The sequence below is a fragment of the Oceanospirillum maris DSM 6286 genome (assembly GCF_000422865.1).
Taxonomy (GTDB): Bacteria; Pseudomonadota; Gammaproteobacteria; order Pseudomonadales; family Halomonadaceae; genus Oceanospirillum; species Oceanospirillum maris.
Genome location: NZ_AUGW01000033.1, coordinates 1 through 23,885 on the forward strand (window position 1 = coordinate 1; position 23,885 = coordinate 23,885).

22 protein-coding genes are annotated in these 23,885 nt (G+C 45.9%); 13 read left to right on the top strand and 9 right to left on the bottom strand.

What is annotated here, in order from left to right; translation table 11 throughout:
• A partial coding sequence (locus G517_RS0111365; RefSeq protein WP_028304512.1) for an RNA-guided endonuclease InsQ/TnpB family protein occupies positions 1 to 429 on the top strand: 429 nt, incomplete at its 5' end.
• 44 nt (positions 430 to 473) lie between these two features.
• Here G517_RS0111365 and G517_RS0111370 read toward each other — a convergent pair.
• From G517_RS0111370 to G517_RS0111385, 4 genes are all read right to left on the bottom strand, one after another.
• Positions 474 to 902, bottom strand: a complete 429-nt coding sequence (locus G517_RS0111370; RefSeq protein WP_028304513.1) for an HIT domain-containing protein — start codon at positions 900 to 902, stop codon at positions 474 to 476.
• Positions 903 to 991: 89 nt separating this feature from the next.
• The gene (locus G517_RS0111375; RefSeq protein ID WP_028304514.1) at positions 992 to 1,690 is read right to left on the bottom strand and encodes a DUF4347 domain-containing protein; all 699 of its coding nucleotides are present in this window, start codon (positions 1,688 to 1,690) and stop codon (positions 992 to 994) included.
• A gap of 263 nt (positions 1,691 to 1,953) precedes the next feature.
• Positions 1,954 to 2,187, bottom strand: a complete 234-nt coding sequence (locus tag G517_RS0111380; RefSeq protein WP_036591323.1) for a hypothetical protein — start codon at positions 2,185 to 2,187, stop codon at positions 1,954 to 1,956.
• A 121-nt stretch (positions 2,188 to 2,308) separates the two neighbouring features.
• Entirely contained in the window at positions 2,309 to 2,719 is a 411-nt protein-coding gene (locus G517_RS0111385) for a YacL family protein (protein ID WP_028304516.1), read from the bottom strand.
• A gap of 416 nt (positions 2,720 to 3,135) precedes the next feature.
• On the opposite strand from G517_RS0111385, the gene G517_RS0111390 reads away from it, so the two are divergent.
• The 9 genes from G517_RS0111390 (at position 3,136) to G517_RS0111430 (ending at position 14,776) form a co-directional block, all read left to right on the top strand.
• On the top strand, positions 3,136 to 4,692 hold the full coding sequence (locus G517_RS0111390) for an ABC transporter substrate-binding protein (protein ID WP_028304517.1): 1,557 nt from the start codon (positions 3,136 to 3,138) through the stop codon (positions 4,690 to 4,692).
• A gap of 144 nt (positions 4,693 to 4,836) precedes the next feature.
• Positions 4,837 to 5,814 carry an ABC transporter permease gene (locus G517_RS0111395; RefSeq protein WP_028304518.1) on the top strand — a complete coding sequence of 326 codons (978 nt, stop codon included), beginning with the start codon at positions 4,837 to 4,839 and terminating at the stop codon, positions 5,812 to 5,814.
• A gap of 12 nt (positions 5,815 to 5,826) precedes the next feature.
• On the top strand, positions 5,827 to 6,792 hold the full coding sequence (locus G517_RS0111400) for an ABC transporter permease (RefSeq protein ID WP_028304519.1): 966 nt from the start codon (positions 5,827 to 5,829) through the stop codon (positions 6,790 to 6,792).
• 4 nt (positions 6,793 to 6,796) lie between these two features.
• On the top strand, positions 6,797 to 7,795 hold the full coding sequence (locus G517_RS0111405; RefSeq protein WP_028304520.1) for an ABC transporter ATP-binding protein: 999 nt from the start codon (positions 6,797 to 6,799) through the stop codon (positions 7,793 to 7,795).
• A complete protein-coding gene (locus G517_RS0111410; RefSeq protein WP_245543238.1) occupies positions 7,792 to 8,880 on the top strand; it encodes an ABC transporter ATP-binding protein in 1,089 nt (362 codons plus the stop codon). Before G517_RS0111405 ends, G517_RS0111410 begins: the two co-directional genes overlap by 4 nt.
• Positions 8,881 to 8,911: 31 nt before the next feature.
• Complete coding sequence (locus G517_RS0111415) at positions 8,912 to 10,102, top strand: M14 family metallopeptidase (RefSeq protein WP_028304522.1); 1,191 nt, start codon at positions 8,912 to 8,914, stop codon at positions 10,100 to 10,102.
• A 33-nt stretch (positions 10,103 to 10,135) separates the two neighbouring features.
• On the top strand, positions 10,136 to 11,074 hold the full coding sequence (locus tag G517_RS0111420; RefSeq protein ID WP_028304523.1) for a LysR family transcriptional regulator: 939 nt from the start codon (positions 10,136 to 10,138) through the stop codon (positions 11,072 to 11,074).
• A 63-nt stretch (positions 11,075 to 11,137) separates the two neighbouring features.
• A complete protein-coding gene (gene pepQ, locus G517_RS0111425) occupies positions 11,138 to 12,460 on the top strand; it encodes a Xaa-Pro dipeptidase (protein WP_028304524.1) in 1,323 nt (440 codons plus the stop codon).
• A gap of 273 nt (positions 12,461 to 12,733) precedes the next feature.
• A complete protein-coding gene (locus G517_RS0111430) occupies positions 12,734 to 14,776 on the top strand; it encodes a methyl-accepting chemotaxis protein (protein WP_028304525.1) in 2,043 nt (680 codons plus the stop codon).
• On the opposite strand, the gene G517_RS0111435 is transcribed toward G517_RS0111430, so the two are convergent.
• Positions 14,766 to 15,665 carry an EamA family transporter gene (locus G517_RS0111435; protein ID WP_028304526.1) on the bottom strand — a complete coding sequence of 300 codons (900 nt, stop codon included), beginning with the start codon at positions 15,663 to 15,665 and terminating at the stop codon, positions 14,766 to 14,768. The two genes, G517_RS0111430 and G517_RS0111435, sit on opposite strands and share 11 nt — an antisense overlap.
• Before the next feature lie 166 nt (positions 15,666 to 15,831).
• On the opposite strand from G517_RS0111435, the gene G517_RS0111440 reads away from it, so the two are divergent.
• A complete protein-coding gene (locus G517_RS0111440) occupies positions 15,832 to 17,271 on the top strand; it encodes an aminotransferase-like domain-containing protein (RefSeq protein WP_245543239.1) in 1,440 nt (479 codons plus the stop codon).
• 207 nt (positions 17,272 to 17,478) lie between these two features.
• Positions 17,479 to 18,480 (top strand): hypothetical protein, encoded by a 1,002-nt coding sequence (locus tag G517_RS0111445; RefSeq protein ID WP_036591326.1) that lies wholly within the window; start codon positions 17,479 to 17,481, stop codon positions 18,478 to 18,480.
• Positions 18,481 to 18,611: 131 nt separating this feature from the next.
• Here the strand turns inward: G517_RS0111445 and G517_RS0111450 are convergent, their stop codons facing one another.
• From G517_RS0111450 to G517_RS0111460, 3 genes are all read right to left on the bottom strand, one after another.
• Positions 18,612 to 19,892, bottom strand: coding sequence for a molybdopterin molybdotransferase MoeA (locus G517_RS0111450; protein ID WP_051206349.1), 1,281 nt, complete (start codon positions 19,890 to 19,892; stop codon positions 18,612 to 18,614).
• Positions 19,893 to 20,068: 176 nt separating this feature from the next.
• On the bottom strand, positions 20,069 to 20,617 hold the full coding sequence (moaB, locus tag G517_RS0111455; protein ID WP_245543240.1) for a molybdenum cofactor biosynthesis protein B: 549 nt from the start codon (positions 20,615 to 20,617) through the stop codon (positions 20,069 to 20,071).
• 325 nt (positions 20,618 to 20,942) lie between these two features.
• On the bottom strand, positions 20,943 to 22,025 hold the full coding sequence (locus G517_RS0111460) for a YkvI family membrane protein (protein ID WP_028304531.1): 1,083 nt from the start codon (positions 22,023 to 22,025) through the stop codon (positions 20,943 to 20,945).
• A gap of 494 nt (positions 22,026 to 22,519) precedes the next feature.
• Here G517_RS0111460 and dgt point away from each other — a divergent pair, with 494 nt between their 5' ends.
• Positions 22,520 to 23,638 (top strand): dGTP triphosphohydrolase, encoded by a 1,119-nt coding sequence (dgt, locus tag G517_RS18855; protein ID WP_211224285.1) that lies wholly within the window; start codon positions 22,520 to 22,522, stop codon positions 23,636 to 23,638.
• On the opposite strand, the gene G517_RS0111475 is transcribed toward dgt, so the two are convergent.
• The coding region (locus G517_RS0111475; RefSeq protein ID WP_028304532.1) for a transposase at positions 23,623 to 23,885 on the bottom strand (263 nt) is incomplete at its 5' end. The genes dgt and G517_RS0111475 overlap by 16 nt on opposite strands.

The window sequence follows — 23,885 nt, forward strand, 5'->3', positions numbered from 1 at the left end:
AACATTCACGCCAAGATAGCCAACCGGCGCAAAGATGCTTTGCACAAATTCAGTCGCTCACTGGTGAACCGTTCCGGTGAAATCTATGTGGGCAACGTGAAATCTTCCTCATTAGCCAAAACCAAGATGGCAAAGTCTGTACTGGATACAGGCTGGGCCATGCTGAAAACGATGCTGGATTATAAATGCGCTCACGCAGGCATTGTTTTCAAAGAAGTGAATGAGTCGTACACCACCCAAACCTGTTCGTGCTGCGGTTGTATTTCCGTCAGTAGTCCGAAGGGTCGATCAGGTTTGCGAATAAGAGAATGGATCTGCAGTGAGTGTGGTGTCACTCACGACCGCGATGTGAACGCGGCCAGGAACATTCTTGCGGTCGGGCATGGCCGTCTAGCAGTAGGAATCCCCCGCTATAATCAGCTTGTCTGATTTAGCGGAGGGAGGATGTCAATAGGCGCACCTTAAACGATACTTTAAACGATATGCAGCTCTGGCAATGATTTTTTCAGATGGGAAAGTAACAGCTGAATTCGCGTGATGGCCCGTTCATGGCTCATAGGCATCGGCTCACCAACGCCCCAAATTGGAGCAGGCCAGGCAGCATCACCCTCTTCCCGTACAACATGATGCAGGTGCAATTGAGGAACAATATTGCCCAACGCTGCAATGTTCATCTTTTGTCCTTGAAATGCCGTCATCATTGCCTCAGCCAATAGACAGGATTCCTGGGTTAATAACTGGCGATTGGCACTATCCAGCTGATAAATCTCAGTTATACCACCAATACGAGGAATCAAAATAAACCAAGGGTAGCGCTGGTCGTTCATTAAGACTAAGCGACTTAAAGGCAGATCTGCAACGGGAATGGTGTCTTGCTCAAGGCGAGAGTGCAGCGTAAACATAGGGTGCTCCTAAAAAAGAATTTTATTTCAGAAGCATAGCAAATAAAGATAAACATACGTTAGAGGGTATTGTTAAGATCGAATAAACCTTAAGGGGTCGCGATAAAGCGTTCAAACTCCCAGTCAGCACGCATCATCAGCAAACCTGACTGCTCATCTGTCATCTGAGTGTCCACAGGAGAAAGACTACCAATAAAGCTAACATCTAGCTCTTCGCTGCTATCATCACAACCATATAACAGCATACTGCCGTCAGTATTCATACTTTGACTAAGCACTTCTAGGGTAAGCGTATGATTGGCAAACTGGTTAGAATTATAGTGGCTTGCTTTTAACTTTGTGAAGCTATGGTGGCTGTGGCAAAAAAGATGTACCGCATCATAATCATTATTTTGATAGGCCCAATGGATCATCTGAGTTAGACCGCCGTTATGGCCTTCAATCAACACCACTTCAACGCCTACCCCCATACTGTCGATTAGTTCAGCATAACCCTTAATGTCTTTATCAATAAAGGCGACATCTTTGCGGCCATAATTCTTAGCGGGATCAAGTTTACGAGCAATACGGGCAGGCTGGTTATTACAACCCGTAGATTGATTAGAATAAACAGAAGATTGACGAGCATAAAGAGAAGGCTTATTAGCCGGTTCAGGTAAGTCTTGAGTCTGCAGCAGGTATAACGCCGAATCCACGGGTGAAAGATTCAATAAAAAACGCGGCTCTAGGGCTGTAATTAAAGGGCCACTGTTTTTCTTAACGAGCTTATTTGCAATATCATGACTCATTTCTTCGTACCTGTTGGCCAACATTGGGCTGAATATCGAAAGATATGGGCTTTTAACGGCATAGCGTTTCTCAATCATATCGTAGGGTTGGAACGAAAAATAACACTTAGGTTACAAAGTTTAACGCTTAGATCGTAAATATTGACATTACTATTGAGGAGGGCTTTTAACAATTTATTTTAAGCAATTGTCGGAATTGGTCAGATTCTAACCTTACCGATACTTGAGTCACCCTTCGCGGGCCTTTGGGCAAAAATCACCGTTTACAGCTGTTTGATACCGGTACCAATCAGCTTAATGAGCAGTAAAAGAGGGATGGTTCCGTGTAGAAAAAGATCAAACCAATCAAGAGGAGCTTTTAGTTCACCGTTGCTTAACATACGGAGTTTTTCTATAAGATGGGGTTCTGGGAAAAATGGCGCTAAACCTAAGGTTAAAGAACCCAAGATAAGTAGCGACCAACTAAGATGATCGATCCAATTAAATACGATAGTCATAGGAAATATCTCACTTGGGTTAGTATCAATGCCTTTCTTTACAAAAGAAAAATCTAATATTAGTTCAAGTGAGATCGAATGGCTAGCCTGTACGTTTACTCTAAGCTCTAAGCCGTTATATTCAAGACTGATTCTCTAATAAAAACACTCGCCACTCTTCTAATAGATAAGCAAAATCATCTAAGCCGCACTCTGCACGGGCATCATTTTCATCCGCGCTGAGAGACTCTTCTTCTAGTTCATCCGTTGGCTGTCGGCCAAATTTGGCTTCAAACTCAGTATCAAATAACAACCAATTTGCCACAATAAAGCAGTCATCTGGAGTTAATGTGATTTGGAACTCCGCATCGTTACTGACAAACTCACGCTTTTTACCCTCTTTTAATGCGGCGACAACCTTCAATATGTCATCAAGTGCTGCCACCGATTGACGTTCTTCGGCATTAAACCAACGCTCTAAGGCGGTTTGCTCGCCTCCGTTAAGTTCTAAGCTACACAGGCCATCTCGGTCGCAAATAAAATCAAATTCCATACAGGCTCTCTATTCAGAGTGAAGATCAAAGTAAGGTCTGGGTTTTAAGGCGTCATTATACGCTAATTGAATAGTTGCCGGGGATCATTGCCGGAGTTTGGTATCCACGAGCAAAAAAAGACCTGTTTTTTGCTTTTTTTAAATCGGATAAAAACGGCTATTTTTAGGTTAATTGCACTGTTAATGCTCTTTTATGGGCAAATAGACTGTTTTTGTGCCCTGATTTAGGGAGATGTTTTGGCATTATACCGATCTTGTATGAGCTCTTTCGTTATTCCAATTGGTAGACCTCTAACCATGCATTAGACTTTTTGTGATGACAAATTAGTGACCTGACCACAGGCATAGGTGTTGGAAAACACTTTCCAAATAAAAATACTAATCAAAAAACCAATAATAACTAACGGGAACTTAAAATGAAAAAATCCGTATCTTTGCTAGCGGGTGCCGTGCTAAGCCTTGGGCTTATGACGGGTGCCCATGCAGCAACTTTGAAGATGGCATACGATGCTGACCCTGTATCACTTGATCCGCACGAACAGCTTTCCGGCGGCACACTCCAGCTATCCCATATGACGTTCGATCCTCTGGTACGTTGGGATAAGAAGCTGGGCTTTGAACCTCGTCTGGCAGAAAAATGGGAGCGTGTTGATAATCTGACCATGCGCATCCATCTGCGTAAGGGTGTAAAATTCCACTCTGGTAACACCTTTACCGCTAAAGATGTTGAGTTCACCTTTAACCGTCTGCGCGAATCTGCTGATTTTAAAGGCGTATTTGCTCCTTTCTCCGGATTGAAAGTGATCGACGATTACACTGTCGAGCTGAAAACTGAAAAACCTTTCCCACTGGTTTTGAATAACCTAACTTACCTGTTTCCAATGGACAGTAAGTTCTATTCTGGCAACGATGCCAACGGCGAGCCAAAAGACAAACTGATCAAACACGGTAATTCTTTTGCATCCCGTCAATTGTCAGGTACCGGCCCCTACACCGTGGGTTACCGTCAGCAGGGTGTTCGTGTTGAATTTGACCGTAATGGTAACTACTGGGATACCCAGTCTCCGGGCAATGTCGATAAAATCGTTCTAACGCCAATTAAAGAAGCGCCAACCCGTGTAGCGGCTCTTCTTTCCGGTGACGTTGATTTTATTGCACCGGTTCCACCAACCGATCACAAGCGCATTAAAGCCAATAAAGATGTTGATCTGATTACGATGGGCGGCACACGCATCATCACAATTCAGATGAACCAAGAGCGTGTTGAGGCCTTTAAAGATGTTCGTGTGCGTCAAGCGATCAACTATGCCATTAACCAGCAAGGTATTGTGAAGAAAATCATGAAAGGCTTTGCAACACCGGCGGCTCAGTTAAGCCCTTGGGGTTACTTAGGACATAATGAGGCGCTTAAACCGCGTTATGATCTGAAAAAAGCGAAGCAGTTAATGAAAGATGCCGGTTATGAAGATGGCTTTACCATTAGCTTGATGGCTCCTAATAACCGCTATGTAAACGATGAGAAAATCGCTCAGGCTGTTGCGTCTATGCTGGCTAAGATCAAGATTAACGTTGATCTAAAAACCATGCCTAAAGCCCAGTACTGGGGCGAGTTTGATGCTCGCGCTGCAGATATGTTGATGATTGGCTGGCACTCAGATACTGAAGATTCCAACAATTTTTATGAGTTCCTAACCGCTTGCCCTGACACTGAATCCGGTCTGGGCCAGTACAACAGTGGTAACTACTGTAATCCAAAAGCTGACCAGCTGATGATGCAGGCCAATACAGAAACCAGTCCTAAGAAACGTGCTGCGATCATGCAAGAAATTGAGCAGACGCTATATGACGATGCAGCCTTTATCCCTCTGCATTGGCAGAATCTAGCTTGGGCTGCCAGCAAGAAAGTAAAAGCGGAGCCAGTACTAAACGTAATGAACTTCCCTTATCTGGGTGATCTGGTTATTGAAGAATAATCCATCCTCGGTCAGGTGAAGTACGGGCTGGTTTGGTCGTTTTTTTGAAGACCAGGCCAGCCTTTTTGTTCGTTTAATTAATGTTCCATCAATAAAGAATAAAAAACGACGCAAGGACCGCGACGTGATAAAGGCAGAACAACCATGATTGCTTTTTTTATAAAACGACTGGCTCAAGCTGTGGTGGTGATGTTTGTCATCAGCCTCATCAGTTTCTCCATTCAGGATAATTTGGGTGACCCCCTACGAGAGATGGTCGGTCAATCGGTGTCAGAAGCCGAGCGCCAAGAACTTCGTGACGAATTAGGCCTGAATGATCCTTTCCTAATACAGTACGGCCGCTTTGTAAAAAATGCGTTGCAGGGCGATTTAGGTACTTCCTATTTCTTTAAAGAGCCTGCCCTTGAGGTGATTTTAAAGAAACTTCCAGCAACATTAGAGCTGGTTTTTGGCGCTTCCTTAATCATCCTATTTTTGTCGGTTCCAGTAGGTGTTTACTCCGCCATTAATCCGCAAAGCTTATTCTCAAAAGCAGTGATGGGCTTCAGTATTATCGGGATTTCCGTACCGGTGTTCTTAACCGCGATTGGCTTGATTTACTTATTCTCCATCGAATTAGGCTGGATGCCTTCTTTTGGTCGAGGGGAAACCCTTGAGATGTTTTGGGGTTGGGAGTCAGGGCTATTTACTGTCGACGGCTTAGCGCACCTTGTTTTACCTTGCATCTCTCTTGCTTCAATTATGCTACCGCTGTTTATCCGTCTTATACGTGCGGAGATGATGGAGGTATTGCAGTCTGAATACGTTAAGTTTGCTTGGGCCAAAGGGTTAAATCCGCGCCGTATCTACTTCTTGCATGCCTTGAAAAACACCATGTTGCCGGTGATTACCGTTGGTGGTGTTCAGATCGGTACGATGGTGGCCTACACGATTTTGACCGAGACCGTATTCCAATGGCCGGGCATGGGCTTTTTGTTCCTTGAAGCGGTTAACCGCGTAGACACGCCCCTTATCGTCGCTTACCTGATTGTGGTCGGCGCTATCTTTGTAGTCACCAACACGATTGTCGATCTGGTCTATGGCCTCGTGAATCCTACGGTGAATCTGGCGGGTAAAAAATAGGGCACAATGACAATGAGCATTCAAAACAAACCAACACCTGTAGCGCCAGAAAAAGCGCCTAACGCTTGGCAGCGTTTTAAAGAAACCCATGTTTGGCACAGCTTTCTAAAAGATCGAGTGGCGCAACTGAGTTTCACTATTTTCATGGGCTATGTGCTAATGGCACTCTTTGCCCCGATGATCGCCCCTTTTGATCCTTACGATGCAACTCAGATGGATATTATGAACTCTGAGCTACCCCCAAGCTGGAATGAGGATGAAGGCGACCCTCAGTTTTGGTTAGGAACCGATGCCCAAGGGCGTGATCTTTGGTCAACCATTCTTTATGGCACTCGTATCTCTTTAACCATTGGGATTTGCGCGGTACTGCTGCAGGCAACCATCGGTATTATTATCGGTTTGATTGCCGGTTACCGTGGTGGCCGTGTGGACAGCATCCTTATGCGCTTTGCCGATGTGCAGCTGTCGTTTTCTACCATGATGGTGGCCATTGTGGTGCTGGCAATTTTTCAAGCAAGCTTTGGCACGGCACTGTATCAAGATTTAGCGATGATTATGCTGGTACTCGTCATCGGTATTGCCGAATGGCCTCAGTACGCCCGTACTATTCGCGCCTCAGTTTTGGCAGAAAAAAGGAAAGAATACGTGGATGCGGCTCGGGTTATGGGCTTAGGTCAGATTCGTATTATGTTCCGTCATATTTTGCCAAATACCCTATCGCCAATTTTAGTGATTTCGACGGTGCAGGTTGCCAACGCCATTATATCTGAAGCATCACTCTCCTTTTTAGGCTTGGGTATGCCGGTGTCACAACCCTCTTTGGGCTCTCTAATTTCTAGCGGCTTTGAGTATATTTTCTCTGGTGCTTGGTGGATTACAGTGATTCCTGGCTTGGTGCTTATCGTTCTAGTATTGGTTATGAACCTGCTGGGCGATTGGCTGCGTGATGTACTCAACCCGAAACTGTATAAGGGGTAGGACGATGCCGTTATTAGAAGTAAAAAACCTTGATGTCAGTTTCGGTTTACGTAGCGGAGAAATAAAAGCCCTGCGTAATATCAACTTCACTTTAGAGCGTGGCGAACGTTTAGGTTTAGTTGGGGAGTCCGGCGCGGGTAAATCGGTGCTCGGGTTTTCAATCCTGAACCTAATTGCCAAACCTGGCCGTATCTCTGCTGGTGAGATCTACTTTGAAGGTAGAAACTTAGCGGAACTATCGCCAGAAGAGCTACGCAGTGTACGGGGCAACCGTATCTCTATGATCTTTCAAGATCCGATGATGACGCTGAATCCAGTGCTCACCATAGGCCAGCAGATGATAGAGTGCCTACAGGCGCACCGAAAAATCAATAAAGATAATGCGCGGACAATTGCCGTGCAAAAGTTGAAACAGGTACAGATTCCATCGCCAGAAACCCGTATTGACCAATACCCCCACGAGCTATCTGGTGGTATGCGTCAACGGGTTGTCATCGCCATCGGCCTACTGATGGACCCCGATATTATTATCGCCGATGAGCCAACCACGGCACTGGATGTAACCATTCAGGCAGAAATCATGGAGCTGATGGTCGAGTTGTGTGAGCGCAATAACGTTGCCTTAATTCTGATCACCCATGATCTAGGCGTTGTTTCGCAGGTCACTCAAAAAGCACTGGTGATGTATGCCGGTCGTGTCATTGAGCAAGGGCCAACCCGTGAAATTATTAATGATGCCCAGCACCCTTATACTCAAGGCTTGATGAACGCACTGCCACAGATGGCAATTCCCGGCCAACGTTTGAACCAAATTCGTGGGGCGATGCCCGGCTTGCAGTCTATTCCTACGGGCTGTGCTTTTAACCCTCGCTGTGATTACGTTGTAGAGGCTTGTACCAAGCAATTACCCGGATATACCGTATCCGGCAATTGTCAGGTGGCCTGTCATATGGTTGCTGATATGAAAAAAGCCCAGCAAGCCCCTGAGGAGGTATCATCATGACCGACCAAACCGTCAAGGTATCGTCTAAGCTAGAGCCATCGTCTGAACAACAGGTCGCTTCAGAACAACAGGCATCATCTGAAACCTTAGTGCAGATTCGTGGGCTGTATAAAAAATTCAATATCTCCGGTGATTTTCTTGATCAGCTTAAATTTAAAGGCGGCAAGATTGTACGTGAACAAGAGTTTGTACACGCGATCAACGGCGTTAATCTAGATATTCAAAAGGGCGAAGCCCTCTGTGTTGTCGGTGAGTCTGGCTGTGGTAAATCCACCGTGGCCCGTACGGTGATGGGCTTGATTACACCGACCGCAGGAACGATCAGTTACCGTGGCGAGCGCATTGATGATCTGAATGACAAGCAACTTTTACCCTACCGTAAAAAGATGCAGATGATCTTTCAGAACCCCTATGCCTCCTTAAACCCGCGCATGACGATCGGCCAAACCTTAGAAGAGCCGGTGCGTTTACATAACCCCGATTGGTCTGCCCAGCAGGTGCGGGACAAGGTTCATGAGGTGATGTTCTCTGTCGGGATTGACCCTAGCTGGGGAGAGCGTTTTGCCCACGAATTCTCTGGCGGCCAGCGCCAGCGTATCAGTATCGCCCGCGCTCTAGCGGTTGATCCTGAATTTATTGTGGCGGATGAGCCTATCTCTGCACTGGATGTTTCGATTCAGGCTCAGGTATTAAACCTACTCATGGATGCCCAGGAAAAACGCAACCTGACCTACCTGTTTATTACCCATGATTTAGCCGTGGTTGAGCACTTTGGTACTCGAGTCGCCGTGATGTATCTGGGAACACTCTGCGAACTGGCAACCACTAAAACCTTGTTTGCTAAGCCACGACACCCTTATACACAGGCGCTGATGTCAGCCATTCCGCGCTTGGAAGATGATCGTCCACCCCATATCAAACTACAGGGCGAGGTACCCACACCGGTGAATCTGCCAAGTGGTTGTGTCTTCCACGGTCGTTGCCCTTATGCGAATGAACGTTGTAAACAAGAGATCCCGCAGCTGATAACGACAGAAGAAGGCGGTCAGGTGGCGTGTCACGGTGTTGAAGAAGGCCGTCTTTGAGATTAAGACGAGCCTGAAATAAGGATAAACAATGAGCTTAACAATAACCCCAGCAACCTCAGCACTTAAAATAAGTAGCCAGTTTGATTCCGGTAATATTCATGTGCTGGAGACCACGAATCCGCAGGATATTCAGCTGAGTATTCGCAGAGACAACCAGTCGGATTTCTTCCAGTGGTTTCATTTTCGGGTGCAAGGGGCTAAGAATCAGCCCCTGAACCTGCGTCTTGTTAATGCTGGCGAAGCCGCTTATGTCGATGGCTGGCCGGATTACCGCGCAGTGGCGTCCTACGATAGAGAGACATGGTTTCGGGTAGAAACTCTATTTGAACCGGCCAAGGGTGAGCTGGTTATTCAGCATACACCCGCCCAGAACAGCATCTATTTTGCCTACTTCGCACCCTATAGCTGGGAACAGCATCTGGATTTAATAGGCCAAGCCCAACAATCACCTCTATGTGAGGTGCATGATATTGGCACCACGCTGGACGGCCACGACTTGAACCTGCTGAAAGTTAGCCAGCATAATCCAGCGTCCGACTCAGCAAAAGCCAAGCAACAGATCTGGGTAACGGCCCGCCAACATCCCGGTGAAAGTATGGCCGAGTGGTGTGCGGAAGGTTTTATCGCCCGACTGTTAGATCAGGATGATGCGTTAGCTCAGTCAATATTGGATATGGCCGATATTTATATCGTGCCTAATATGAATCCTGATGGTTCTATTCGTGGTCATCTACGAACCAACGCCTGTGGCGCAAATCTTAACCGTGAATGGGAAAGCCCAACATTAGAGCGCAGCCCAGAGGTTCTGGCCGTAAGAACCTTGATGCAGAAAACCGGTGTTGATCTCTTCCTAGATTTACATGGCGATGAGGCATTACCCTGTAATTTTATTGCAGGCCAAGAAGGTGCCCCCCATCTGCCAGAGGCTGTTCTGCAACAAGAGAATCGCTTTAAGCAGAATTTGGCACAGGTCAACCCAGACTTTCAGTTGGAACGCGGCTACCCACCGGGTAAATTTGGCCCAGAGACCTTTACCATTGCCGCATTTTGGGTTGGCCGAGAGTTTAACTGCCCATCCATGACACTGGAAATGCCTTTTAAGGATTACGATAACCGCCCGGATGCGGATTTCGGCTGGTCACCGGAGCGCTCCATTAAATTAGGTGAATCGCTGCTGAACCCAATTTATCGTTGGCTGCAGTTAAAAAACTCTGATTAATTCAGATCAGTTTTTGTCCTTTTAAGGTTTGCTATGGAAGTTAGATGGCTTGATGATTTTATCGCTTTAGCCCGCACTCGGCATTTTTCCCGAGCGGCGGATGAGCGCAATGTCACCCAACCGACCTTAAGCCGTCGGATTAAACTGCTAGAAGAGGAGATGGGGACAACGCTGATTGATCGTAACAGCTTGCCTCTTTCCTTAACCCTTGCCGGAGAAGTCTTTCTAGCCGGGGCGGAGCAGATGACACGTATCGCCCGAGAAACAAAGGTGCGTTGCAACGAAATCCGCGAGCAACAGAGCAACCGTCTTACCTTTGCCACAACGCAAACACTCTATTTAAGCCTGTACCGTTCTGCGCTGCTACCTTTCTCGGCACAACATAATCTGCCTATTGATCTAAACTTGAAGTCCACATCCTGGGTTGGCGCTGATTTTGTCAATGCGCTGGCCCAAGGAGAGTGTGATTTGGTGCTGTGTTTTTGGCACCCCACCATGAAAGTGGCACGGGATCTGGATGACGAACGCTTTGAAAGCTTAACAGTGGCCCATGAAAAGTTAGTCCCTGTAACCGCTAATGATGGTGATGGTCGCCCTTTATATTATCTGCCAGGGAAAAAAGCGCATCCTCTACCCTATATCGGTTACTACGAAAACTCTTTTATGCGCTCTGTGTTGGATCACTTTATTCAACAGCAATCTGAACCACCACAGCTGGTGACCATGAATGAGAATGTTCACTCTCTAAGCGTCAAAGCGATGATCAAAGAAGGCTTTGGTTTTGGTTGGGTACCCCAGCGGCTTATCACCAGTAATTTAGAGCACGGCAGTTTAAGTTTGGCCGGTGATAACTCATGGTTTGTACCCTTAGAAATTCGTTTGTACCGAAACCGACAAAATGTGCAGCCTAATCTTAAGCAGCTATGGAGTTTGCTGGAACAAGGGTTGCAAGAGCGCGCTCTGGTTTTCTGATACCGATTTCATTCGTTTTTAAGCTTTCATCAACAAGCTTTCTCTATTAACAGAGGTTTTGCTATGACTCCACTTTATTTTGCTCACTTATCTCAGTTGCACGTTCAAACAGAACAGCTGTTAGAAGAGCATCAATTTGATCAGATGCTGATCGGTTCAGGCGGCCTGCATAAACACTTTTTGGACGATACCCGCTATCCGTTTCGTCCTAATCCACATTTTGTTCATTGGGCTCCATTTTTAACCCAGCACCCTGACTGCTGGTTGTTAGTACGACCCAACAAAAAGCCCTTAATGTTTTATTACACACCAAAAGATTTTTGGCATTTAACGCCAGATCTGCCCGCTGCCGATTGGGCTAAAGGTTTTGAGTGGGTTGCCTATGATAATGTATCGGCCATATTATCCGTGGTCGCTCAATTCAATACTGCGGTTATTAGCGAGGCAGCGTTTATTGGTGAAACAGCATTAGATCAAAAGCCCTTTAGCCACAACCCTAATGGCTTAATCCAAAGTATTAATTTTAACCGTGCGGTAAAAACAGAGTGGGAACAACACTGTCTGCGTGAGGCCAACTATTTGGCTGTAAAAGGTCATCGGGCAGCATTACAGGGCTTTGAATCAGGCTTAAGCGAATACGAGATTCATCAAGCCTATTTATCAGCTGTTCAGCATAACGAGCGAGATCTGCCCTACGATAATATCGTCGGTTTAAATGAGCACGCTGCGGTGCTGCACTATCAGTTTCAGCAACACTCGGCCCCTAGCCAACACCGTACGCTATTGATTGATGCTGGCGCTCGTTTTAATGGTTACGCAGCAGATATCACTCGAACCTTTACCCAGCCAGGCTCGCTATTTGCTGATTTAGTCAGAGGGTTAGACGACCTACAGTTACAACTGTGTCATCAAATTAGTGCCGGTAGCCATTTTGTGGCACTGCATGAACAGATGCACCTGATGATCGCAGACCTGCTGAACCGCTTTGGTATTGTGACAGCTAACCCAGAAGAGCAATTAGAGCAAGGTATCACCCGAGCCTTTTACCCCCACGGTTTAGGTCATCTGCTAGGCTTGCAGGTACATGATGTGGGTGGGTGGCAGCAAGATGCAACAGGCCGTATCAAGCAGCCACCCGCAGAACACCCTTTTTTACGACTCACCCGTACACTTGAAACCGGTTACGTGATTACAGTGGAACCTGGGATTTACTTTATTCCACAGCTTTTGGCTGAACTAAAAGCGTCTCCCGCTGCGAGCCAGATCAATTGGGCATTGATTGAGCAATTACTCCCCTACGGTGGTATTCGTATTGAAGATAATCTATGTGTCAGTAAAGATGGTAGCGAAAACTACACCCGTGACGGGTTTGCTAAGCTGGCCTAGGAATAGTTAATCTGCAAATGGTTGATCTAAAAATTGATCTAAAAATAGTCGACTGTTTATCGTTATAGCATCATTCTCGTTGCAATTAAGCCTCTTTCATGACTTTATGAAAGGGGCTTTTTTAATGGGAAAACAATCAAACAACCATTAAAAATATAACAATTATTTGCTAATTTAGGGTATTCTCCAAACCAATATAAAGTCGCCATAAAAATTATAAAGTTCGTGATTGAATGAAAGTTCGTGATTGAATGAGAGAACAGGGAGTAAGAGATGCTTAACGCTTTATCAATGACAAAAAAGTTGATGGCAACGTTAGTGCCCGGAATAGTGATCGTTTTTCTGGTGATCACACTGCTGCTGCGGGCAGAAGTAACCGAAACGAGTACCCAGCAGGCGATACATGCGGCTCATTTATTGGCTCAAAATGAAGGTAAAAAAGCGGTTGCTTCCCTTAATAATGCGCTGCAAGAGCTAAAAGGATTGACTGCAACGGCAAAAATGCGCACTCAAGTACCCGTAGAGCAGCGTCGAGATTTCTTCAACAATATTCTTAAACAGCACCTTATGGATCGCCCTGATATTATTGGCAGCTGGACGCTTTGGGAACCCAATACTTTTGATGGTTTGGATAATCGCCACCAAAATAGTGACAATCATGATGCGTCTGGCCGATTTATCCCTTATTGGTACCGTGATGCCCAAGGGAAAATTACTGTTGAGCCTTTGGTAAGTTACACCCAATCAGGCGCAGGAGATTATTACCAGCTCTCAAAGGCGAGTAGAAAACCAACCATTTTAGATCCCTACTGGTATGAAATCGCAGGCCAGCAGCGGCTAATTACCTCCGTTGTGGTACCTATTATAGAGCAGGGGCAGTTTAAAGGGGTTGTGGGTGTTGATGTACTTGTAGACGAAATCCAAGGCATTGTCTCTAAACTAAAACTCTATGATACAGGGGCTGCCGCGATCTTTACCAATAACGCTGTTGTTATCGCCCACCCTGATGCTAAACGTTTAGGCAAAAATGCCGCTGATACTGAAGCGGATATCTCTGGCAATGCGCTACCCAGCCTACTCGAAGCAATCCGTACCGGTAACCCCTTTAATGTGATCACCGACACGCCTCTATTCAATGGCGGCACCCTTATTCTTAGTGAAAAGATTGAGTTGGCAGAGACAACATCTCACTGGAACTTTGTCATGGCATTGCCGATGGAAAAAGTCAGTGCTGAAGCTAATAAGTTGGTGCGTCATATTATTATGATTAGCTTATTAGCCTTAGTACTTTTGGTCATTATTATTGTTGCTGTTTCAAAGAGTATTGCGAATCCTCTGAACACCTTATCTAACGCCTTGAATGATATTGCTAATGGTGACGGTGACTTAACCCGCCGATTAGAAGTGAAAGGTAATGATGAGGTAGCAAGTTTAAGTAAAGCGTTTAACACCTTTTCTGAACGTATTCGTGTTTTGGTATTTGATATTGCCGAACGCAGCGAGCTTATGGCGAGCGTCTCGACTCAGCTTGAGAGGCACAGCCAAGATGCCAGAACAGGAGCTGAGTCACAACGACAAGAAGTCGATAGCGTGGCATCATCCATGAATGAAATGAATTCAGCGGTTATGGAAGTGGCTCACAATGCCCAGCAAGCCTCTGATTCTGCTCAAAATGGCAATAATCAAGTCGCAGACGGCCTGAATGTTGTCGGTAGTGTGGTTGAGAGCATCCAACAGCAGGCGCTAGATATTCAAAGTGCTGCCGATGCTATTTCAGAGCTAGAAGCCGGTAGCCAAGAGATTGGTGCGGTCATTCATGTCATTCGTGAAATTGCCGATCAAACGAACCTTTTAGCCCTGAATGCCGCCATTGAAGCGGCACGGGCTGGAGAGCATGGCCGTGGATTTGCCGTGGTTGCGGATGAAGTTCGCACCCTTGCCAATCGTACCCACAGCTCAACTCAAGAGATTGAAGACACCATTGATAAACTGCAGCTACAAACCCAGCGCGCAGTAGAGAAAATGAGCCATAGTAAGAATCGGTCCTCAGAGAGTGTTTCTGATGTTGAGCGCGCCCGTACTGCTTTAATGGGAATTGCCGATGAAATGAAGCAGATCACCGGCATGAATATGCAGATTGCTTCAGCAACAGAGGAACAATCCGCCACCACCGAAGAGCTATTACGCAATATCCAGCAGATTAATGATGTTGCAGAAAGCGCACTACAAGGAGCGGAGGAAACCGCTAATAGTAGCCAGCAGATTCAGGAAATTGCTCAGCACCTGAATGAAAGTGTGCGCCGCTTTAAATATTAGCAACCTCAACTTTGGCAGCGGGCTGGCGTTTCAGCCAGCTTTGCTGCCATTGTCCAATCAAAAATCCGACTAGAATTAGCCCACAAGCCAATAATTTAGTGTTATCGATCACCTCACCATGAAACAGCATACTCCCAATTAAGCCAAATACCGGTGTTAACATGGTTAGCGGTGCCACGGTCGATAGAGGATACTGGGTAATCAATCGATTCCATAACCAGTAACCTAGCAATGTTGTAGGGTAGGCCTGGAACAGTATTGAGAACCAAACACTGCCATTCATCTGTTTTGGTAAGTCGGTAAATATGTCTCCACCGTAGGTGATAAAAGCCAGTACAGCTAAAGGTAGAGGCGCAAACAACATACCCCAAACGCTAAAAGCAAAGACCTGTTGGGTGTTAGCAAGCTTGACGATTAAGCCGATAATACTCCAACTTAAGGCCCCTATTAACACCAGCACCAACCCCATAACCGGCACAGAACCATCCTGTAGGCTTAAGCTAACACCGGCACCTAACATAATCAGTAACGCCCCCAAGGCCTGCCGAACAGAAATTGTTTCCTTGAGCACCAGCCAACCAATAAAGAGACTGGCAATTAAACTTAAATCCATCAAAACACCCGCCATACCCGCAGAGACCCCCAGAGTGATAGCAGAGGTCATCATCCCCCAAACACCAACACCAAAGGTGACACCATAACTGACAAGGTAGCGCAACTTTACCTGAGGCCGTTTAATAAAAAAGATTACCGGCAGCACAGCAAAAGCGAAGCGTAAGGTGGTCAATAGAATCGGGTTGATTTGATCCGCACCCAGCTTAATGACCGAGAAATTAAAGCCCCACAAACACATAATGGCTAGGCCTAATAGTAAATCTTTGAAACGCATGATTACCCTCCTTATTCATTGCGGTTGGGTTAATAACGAGGTGTCAGTGTCAGTGTTTGGCCAAAAAGATAACAGATGCAATTATTGAAAATAAAAAGTATACAGTTCACCGTAACCTGAACTACCCTGAGCATCGATAGGGTTTTAGAATGCCGATAGGCATAAAGTGGGAATCAACACAGTGCGTTATCAAAGAATTGCGGAACAGATTATTGACGATATTCGACAGCAACGGCTAACGCACCACAGCCGTATGCCTTCGTTGCGTAAGCTGGCCTACCAGTTTGATGTCAGTATGACTACAGCGATTAACTGCTACCATCATTTGGAGGAGCTTGGCTGGATTATCGCTAAACCTCAGTCTGGGTTTTATGTCTCCAGCCCGTTATTAGAACATCGCACGCCTGAATTACCTCAGTTCCGTAGCCAGTTAAAAACCATCGCCTATCAGCCGATGGCACGTCCTTTGACGCCCACCCACTCCTTTCAAGAGTCTGGCATCCATTATCAGCCCAGCGTTTACGAACCAGGGCCGCTGGGTATCTCGCAATTATCGCCAGAATTTATGCCGACGGAACCGCTACAGCGCAGCTTAAAACGAGGTTTAAAACGGCTAGGACAACAATTACACGCTTACCCCGACCGCCAAGGTGATCCTGCTTTGCGTCAAGCGTTAGAGCAGCATTTTTCCGGATACGGCTTTCCTTTTCAGGCCCAAGATTTAGTCATTACCGGTGGCTGTATTGATGCGGTGCGTATCGCCTTGGAAACAGTATCCACATCCGGCGATGCGATAGCCATCAGCTCGCCCTGTTTTAGTGGCTTGTTGGAACTGCTGGCCGGACTTAATCGCCAAGTGATTGAAATACCGTCTACCCCAGAGGGTATCGATCTGGATCAGTTTGAACAGCTGTTAAAAACACGGCAGATTAAAGCCGGATTGTTTAGTACCTCCCATATGAATCCCCAAGGTATCAGCATGTCAGCCGCCCAAAAACAGCGACTGGCAGAACTGGCGAACCAGTACCAGATCCCCGTGATTGAAGATGATATCTATATAGAACTGGGGCAGACTAAAACCCTGCCATTACCCGCTAAATATTGGGATAAAGAGGGTTATCTACTCTGGTGTGGCTCCGTTTCTAAAACCCTAAGCGCGGGCTTTCGCTTGGGCTGGTGTCTGCCGGGGCGCTTTTTTACCGCCTTTGAACGTTGTCATGGGGTTAATCACTTTGGGGTTAGTACGCCGGTGCAGGCAGGTCTGGCGGATTTTATCAATACCGGCCAATACCAAAAGCATTTAAACCATGTGCGGGTCCAACTGCAGCAAAACCTAAAAGACTACCGTACTTTTTTATTAGCGCACCTTCCCAAGGGCAGCGCTGTGAGCCATCCCACCGGAGGCATGGTACTTTGGCTACAGATTCCTCATCTGGATAGCCAAGCCCTTTGGCCTCAAGCCGTGGCCGAAGGCATTGATCTAAGAATCGGCCCTGCATTTACCACTCTGTCGCATTATCAGGATTATGTGCGTATTAATGCAGGTTGGCCGTTAAATGATGAGATAAAAGCACTGTTAAAGCGTTTTATCGCCCTTGTATGTTGATATCTGTCATGGTGAATTTTGAATTAACAGTATGATTTCACTTAGATTTTTCTCCATTATCAGGTATCCTTAGCGCCTTTTTTGCAGGGGGTTATCTTACGCTCTTATCGTTGAGCGTCCCTGCACTCACGGCTTGTACTGAGATTTTCTGCTATGCACCCTGCAACAACTCCTTTTCCAATACGTTATCCTAAATCAAGATTTGCCATGCGTAGTGTCTACAGCTTCACTGCGGCATCCGTGCTAACTTCGATTATTTTTTCATTACTGCTTTTTATCTCCATTGATGATGATCCGCTTATGCAGGGAATGTTTGGCTGCCTTGCTATTATTTTTGAGTTAGGTAAATTTTTTGTCTGGTATGAGGTGGGTGAACGACTTGCCCGTCGTCACTACGTAGCGACCATAACCGCCTTAGTTTTTTATGCCGTATTAGCAGCCATTTCGATTGCCGGATCTGTGGGCGGTATCAATAGCGCCACCAATAAAGCTCAAAGCTACGCGGGTATACAGCAAAATCAGATCGCCGCATTTGATCGACAGATTGATGCTATTGATCAACAGATTGCCCTTAATAATGAGGCCGCCAAGAAATATATCGAGTTAAACCGAATCGCCATTGGCTTAACACGCATTCAAAATGAAAATAATAAATTACGCCAACAGCAGCAAGAGCTTGCGACCCAGAGAGATAGCTTACCGGTAACACGCCAAGGGTCTGTTCTGGGGCTTATTGATGGTTTAGCACAAACATTGCACGTTAGCTCGCAAACGGCTCAACTCGGCTTGGTGATCTTTTTATCGATTCTGCTCGATTTTTTTGCCGCATTTTTTATCAGCTTGATCGGTGAAGAACTGCGTTTTCGTAAACATTTTGAGAGATTAAATGCAGCTCAAGATAGCCTTGCCGTAGAAACACCTAAGCTACTGACCTATCAAAGCAAACCGGAAAACCAAAGCGATAGCCCTAGCCAAAAGAATAGCCAAAGCGAGCCTTTGCAAGAGATAGAACCTGAACCTAGCCTCTACCAGCAAGTGCTGGATGCACTGCGATCAAGGGATGTCCGCTGCAGTAAGAAATCAGTCGTTGCTGCTTTTAAAATAGGCCCAGAGCAGGCTGAAGTCATTTTCCAGCAGCTGTTACTGGAAGGATGGGTTAGCCAAAAAGCGAATAAGCACTACCGCTGGGAAAGTGACTATACCCAGTAAATTCGTAGGCCATTTGAACCATAGGCTATATAAACAAGTACGGCTGATGGCATCATAATGCCACCAGCCCTATTTTTTGATCAATGAAAGTAGAAGCTAATATTAGGTTAGATCGAAGCTAATGTTAGATCCTAAGGCGCGAGCATAAGATAGTCCATCGGTAGGTATTTCACCCAATCACCTTCACGTATTTTCTGACCCGGTTCAACAATGGCTAAAGCATCAGCCCATTGGCAAGCGGTCAACACGGCAGAGTTCTGCGATGGCGCAATATCGACACGCATTGGCTGGCTTGGTAGGTCACCAGGGCGCAAACGCACACGGCGTACTCTAAGATATTCACGGCGCTCACCGGCTTCAATATTAAACTCCGCTTCGGCATAACGATACACCGGTGCAGGAACTTCCCCTCGACCTTGCAAGACACCTAATGCAGGGCGAACCACCACTAAACAGGTCAGTAGGGATGAAACAGGATTTCCCGGCAGACCAATAAAAGGTGTTTCACCTGTTGGCGTTTTAATCTGGCCAAAGGCCAATGGTTTACCTGGCTTCATCGCCATACGCCAAAGATTAAGCGTACCCTGCTCTTCGATGGCAGGCTTAACGTGATCCTCCTCCCCAACAGAGACTCCACCGCTACTGATCACTAAATCAGCTTTGCTCGCGGCCAACTGTAGCGCTTCAACAGTAGCCTTACGACTGTCAGGAATAATGCCACCATCAATAACCTCGCACCCCAGCGAGGCGAGTAAAGACAGCAACATATAGCGGTTAGAATTAAAGATCTGACCGGCCTGTAAAGGCGTTCCAGGTTCAACCAGCTCATCACCGGTACTGATAAGCGCCACTTTTGGCTTCTTATACACCAAGACGTCAGCTTGACCGACGGAAGCGATCAAACCCAAAGCGATCGCATCTAAACGACTACCAGCGGATAGCAATACATGCCCTTTTTTGATGTCTTGGCCAATTTTCTGTACAAAATCACCCTTACGGGGCACATCAATATGGGTATGAAAACAGACCTGATCGCCATCAACTTTAACTTTTTCCTGCATCACCACCGTATCCGCACCTTTTGGCAGAGGAGCGCCAGTAAAAATACGAACACAGGTACCGACTTCAAGAGGAGACGGCTGATGGCCCGCAGGAATGCGTTGACTTACCTTAAGAGGGCTTTTCTTCAAGTCTTTAATATTTAGCGCATAACCATCCATTGCGCTGTTGTTCATACTCGGAACATTAATCTGAGAAACCACAGGCTCAGCCAGAACACACCCTGCGGCTTGAAATAGAGGTTTTACTTCGGTAGCAACTGGCGTGATCGACGAACAGATCCGGCTGATTGCTTCATCCACCGGCATTAGACCAGGTTGATCACAGGCGTCTTTTTTCGATTTAAGCAACATAGGTTCTGGCTTCCGTTGAAGATCTGAAATAAAGCATCGGTATTATATAAGCGGTTAGATCATTAGTGATTAAACATCTGAAGAGCCCACTTAATCTAGGACTCAGGGTATCACAGCCCCATTTTATACCAAGGTCTTAATCAGGTTTACCAAGGTCTAGAATGGGGAGAAATAGATTAAATATGAGTGGCATTGCCATGGGTCAAAAGAGCAACATAATTACACGGGCGATGACGGCTATCTAATTGATCTTTAATCACTTTATACCAACCTGTTCGACAGGCTCCGGTAGAACCCGGCAGGCAAAAGACCAAGGTATTATTAGCTAAACCACCAACCGCTCGGGATTGGATGGTGGAGGTTTTAATCTCGTCATAGGAAACCATGCGAAAGATCTCACCAAAGCCATCAATCACCTTATCAAGTAACGGCGTAACCGCTTCAGGCGTACTGTCACGACCTGAGAAACCAGTACCGCCGGTGCTGATAATACAGTGAATATTTTCGTCAGCAATCCAGTTAGAGACCGTTGCCCGCAACTGATAAATATCATCCGGTACAATCGCCCGCGCCCCCAGCTTATGACCGGCTTCTTCCAAACATTTAATCAAGGTATCGCCGCTTTTATCGGTTTCTAAGGTGCGGGTATCAGACACCGTTAGCACGGCAATATTCAGCGGTACTTCTACGGGTTCGGCGAGAATATTATCCATTATCTGTGACATGGGATTACCTTTTTATCATTGTTGATTCTTGAGACTGTTCCAATGCCCCATAAACAAGCACAGCTTATGCCAGTATACAGGGGAAAATAAACAGAAAAGCTCTGTTAACCTCTGAAATATTCCGATTAGGGCTGCTAATCAGCGGTCATCTTGTGATTGAGTCATCACTAACCCTGCAATCGGAACAATAATCTGCAATCGAAACAATAATCTGCAATCGAAACAATAAAAAAAAGGGCGATTAATAGAGCTGCACCTGCAAAGAGGCAGGTTGCAGCTTGGGTTGGGGCGTTTTACCGGCTCGGGATTGGTTGGCGGGATGTGATCAGTTATCCGTTATCGGCTGTAATGTTTGTATCGCTGCTGTTTTCTTTAGTCGGAAAGGCGCATAGATCAGAGCCAGCACCAAAAAGAGTCCCAAATAACCGATTAAAGGATAAAAGAAGGCTACCAGTTGAGTAAATCCGGCGAAGCTGGCGATAAAGGCCACCAGTAGGGTAACGATACTGAAGCGATTAGCCGCTGTGGTCTGCATTCGTGTAAATCGGGCGACAAAGGCATAAAACATACTGGCACCGGTGCTGAAGATCATACCGAACAGCACAAAAGCCATTCCTTTTGCCAGCAGCGGAGAGATGCCGTCGATAATTTTCAGCAGAGGCAGCGCATAGCCCGCTATCTGATCAACCTGAGAGAACATAGCAAGATGGCTGATCATAATCAGTACACCCACACCGGCACCACCCAAAAGACCACCCCAGCGAGCGATGTTTGCATTGGGTTCGGCTCCCCCCATCACCAACGCCATGGCGGCACCAACAGCAATATTAAAGGAGACATAGTTAACCGCAGACACCAGCCAGTGTGGCAATGTTGAGTCGATACCTTCCGCAATGGGGGCCAGTTCTGCAAAGCTTCTTTCCATGGTTGACAGGCTGTAGACACAGACCAGAGCCAGAGCCAGTACCAAAAACGGCGTGATACTACCGATCAATCCCACTACTCGGCGCACATCCAGCATAAGGGTAGCCCCCATCATCAGCGTCATCGCAATACTGCCAACATAAGCAGGTAGCCCAAACTGCTGATTCAGGGTTGAGCCTGCACCGGCGATCATCACCACGCCGACACCGAACAGTGTAAAAATAATAATACCATCGACAATCCGGCCAATATGGCGACCGCTGATCTGGTAGATCACGCTTTTATGGGAATGAGTACCTGTTCGGCTACCCAGCCAGGTCAGCATCATACCCAGATAGGCAAACAAGGCTGTTGCCACCATCGCGGCTACCGTGCCCATATAGCCAAAACTGGTGAAGTACTGCAGCACTTCCTGACCGGAAGCAAATCCGGCACCTACAATAATACCGATAAAAGCACTGGCAATTTTAATAATATTCCACATGATCGTCTGGTAACTCTTGTTTTTGTCATCAATAAACAGTGTTTAAAATTAAAAAGGCAGCATATTATGCTGCCTTTCCTGAAAGAAGCCGAAATTAGCAGAGCTGATTCCATTGCAGTATTACACCTTGGTCGTATGGAATTATGCCGTGTTAAGGCTTTTGTCAGAGGATTATATTGCTAGCAACAAAAACCAGATGCGGCATCTTATCTAGAGTGCTTCAGGTTTTGCCGGAAAACCTTCTGGCTTTATCCGACTTAATGCTCGATTTACCTAATTAAGGAAATTAGATAAGCTGCATAATCAATACATTATGGAAAACGTGCAGGCGCAGTTAGCAGGGAAGCCGTCAGATCAGAAAATGGATTTTTCCTTTCTAATTAAACTCTTTCCTTGGTTTTTGTCGATGTTTGAAAGCCTCGAAATAAGCATGCCTGACATCAAAATGTTATAAGCCAAGGTTAGTTGGTTAGATAATTAATAAAGAGAAAAATATGTACGATAATGAAGTAATTGAGTATGCGAGAGAGCAAGAGAACATAATCTCTAAATTAGAGTATCGTGTACACGAGCACGATGATGGGCGTTCTGAGCACCGCCAAGATCTGATGCGTGATTATGCACGAGTTCTATACTCATCATCTTTTAGACGTCTGCAAGGTAAGATGCAATTGCTTGGTGTAGATGCTAATAAGTTTAATCGAAACCGACTCACACATAGTTTGGAAGTGGCACAAATTGCTCGCTCTATTGCTTATGACCTCAAGTTGCAGCATACGGTTGTAGCTGAAACTGCATCACTAGCACATGATATTGGTAACCCGCCTTTTGGACATTACGGTGAAGTTGTACTTAACGACTTGAGCTCAGGGTGTGGTGGTTACGAGGGAAATGCTCAAGCATTCCGAATCTTACGTATTTTAGAAAAGAAACATTACGCGTATCCGGGGCTAAACCTAAATGTGCGCACTCTCATGGCTATTACCAAATACTTCTTCAATAAGCAGCAGAACTGTAAAAAGTTCTTATACGATGCCGATTATGATTTTTTAAAAGGCGAACTTGAAAGTAAAGAAGTTACTGTCACCAAGAGTATTGATGCTGAGATAATGGATTTAGCCGACGAAATTGCCTATGCAGCACATGACTTAGAGGATGCACTAAGCTTTGGCATGATTGGTTTAGGTGAAATAGTTTATGAGTTTAGCATTAGCGACAAGTTTAAAGATGCATACCCAATCATGGCTACTATAGCGAAAGATGCGCAAAGTGTAGCTATGAAAGCTAGTAGTAGCGGTACGTCAGAAGAGTATGCAATTATTCTCAAGAAAGAGCTGACGTCAAAAATAGTTAATACCTTATGCTCTGACATTGGTTTAGTTGATGGTTGTTTAGGTTACAAAGAACATGCAAAACTAGCCGAAGGGCTGAAAAAACTGTTGTTTAAAGCAATTCTTCGTAAGAAAGACATTCAGCTTTACGAGCGAAGAGGAGAGCAGATTATTCGTGGCTTGTTTGAGGTTTATTCTGATGAAAAATACAACAAAGATAACATCTTACTACCAGAGGGTGTTCATAGTTCTGTGTCACCCATTGCTTACAGATCTACGTAACCGTCGATCCGTCCTTCGAAGTGGATGCTCAGCTGCGATAGCGTCAGATTCCAGTTTTGCACCGGATGCGTCCACTTTTCTGATGCTTTTAACATACCGGCGTACAGCAGTTTGAGCAACGCGTTTTCATTGGCGAAGCCTCCCTTGGTCTTGGTCAGTTTGCGGAACTGGCGGTGTACTGCCTCAACCGCATTGGTCGTGTAAATCGCTTTGCGCACCTGCTCTGGGTACTTGAAGTAAACGGCCA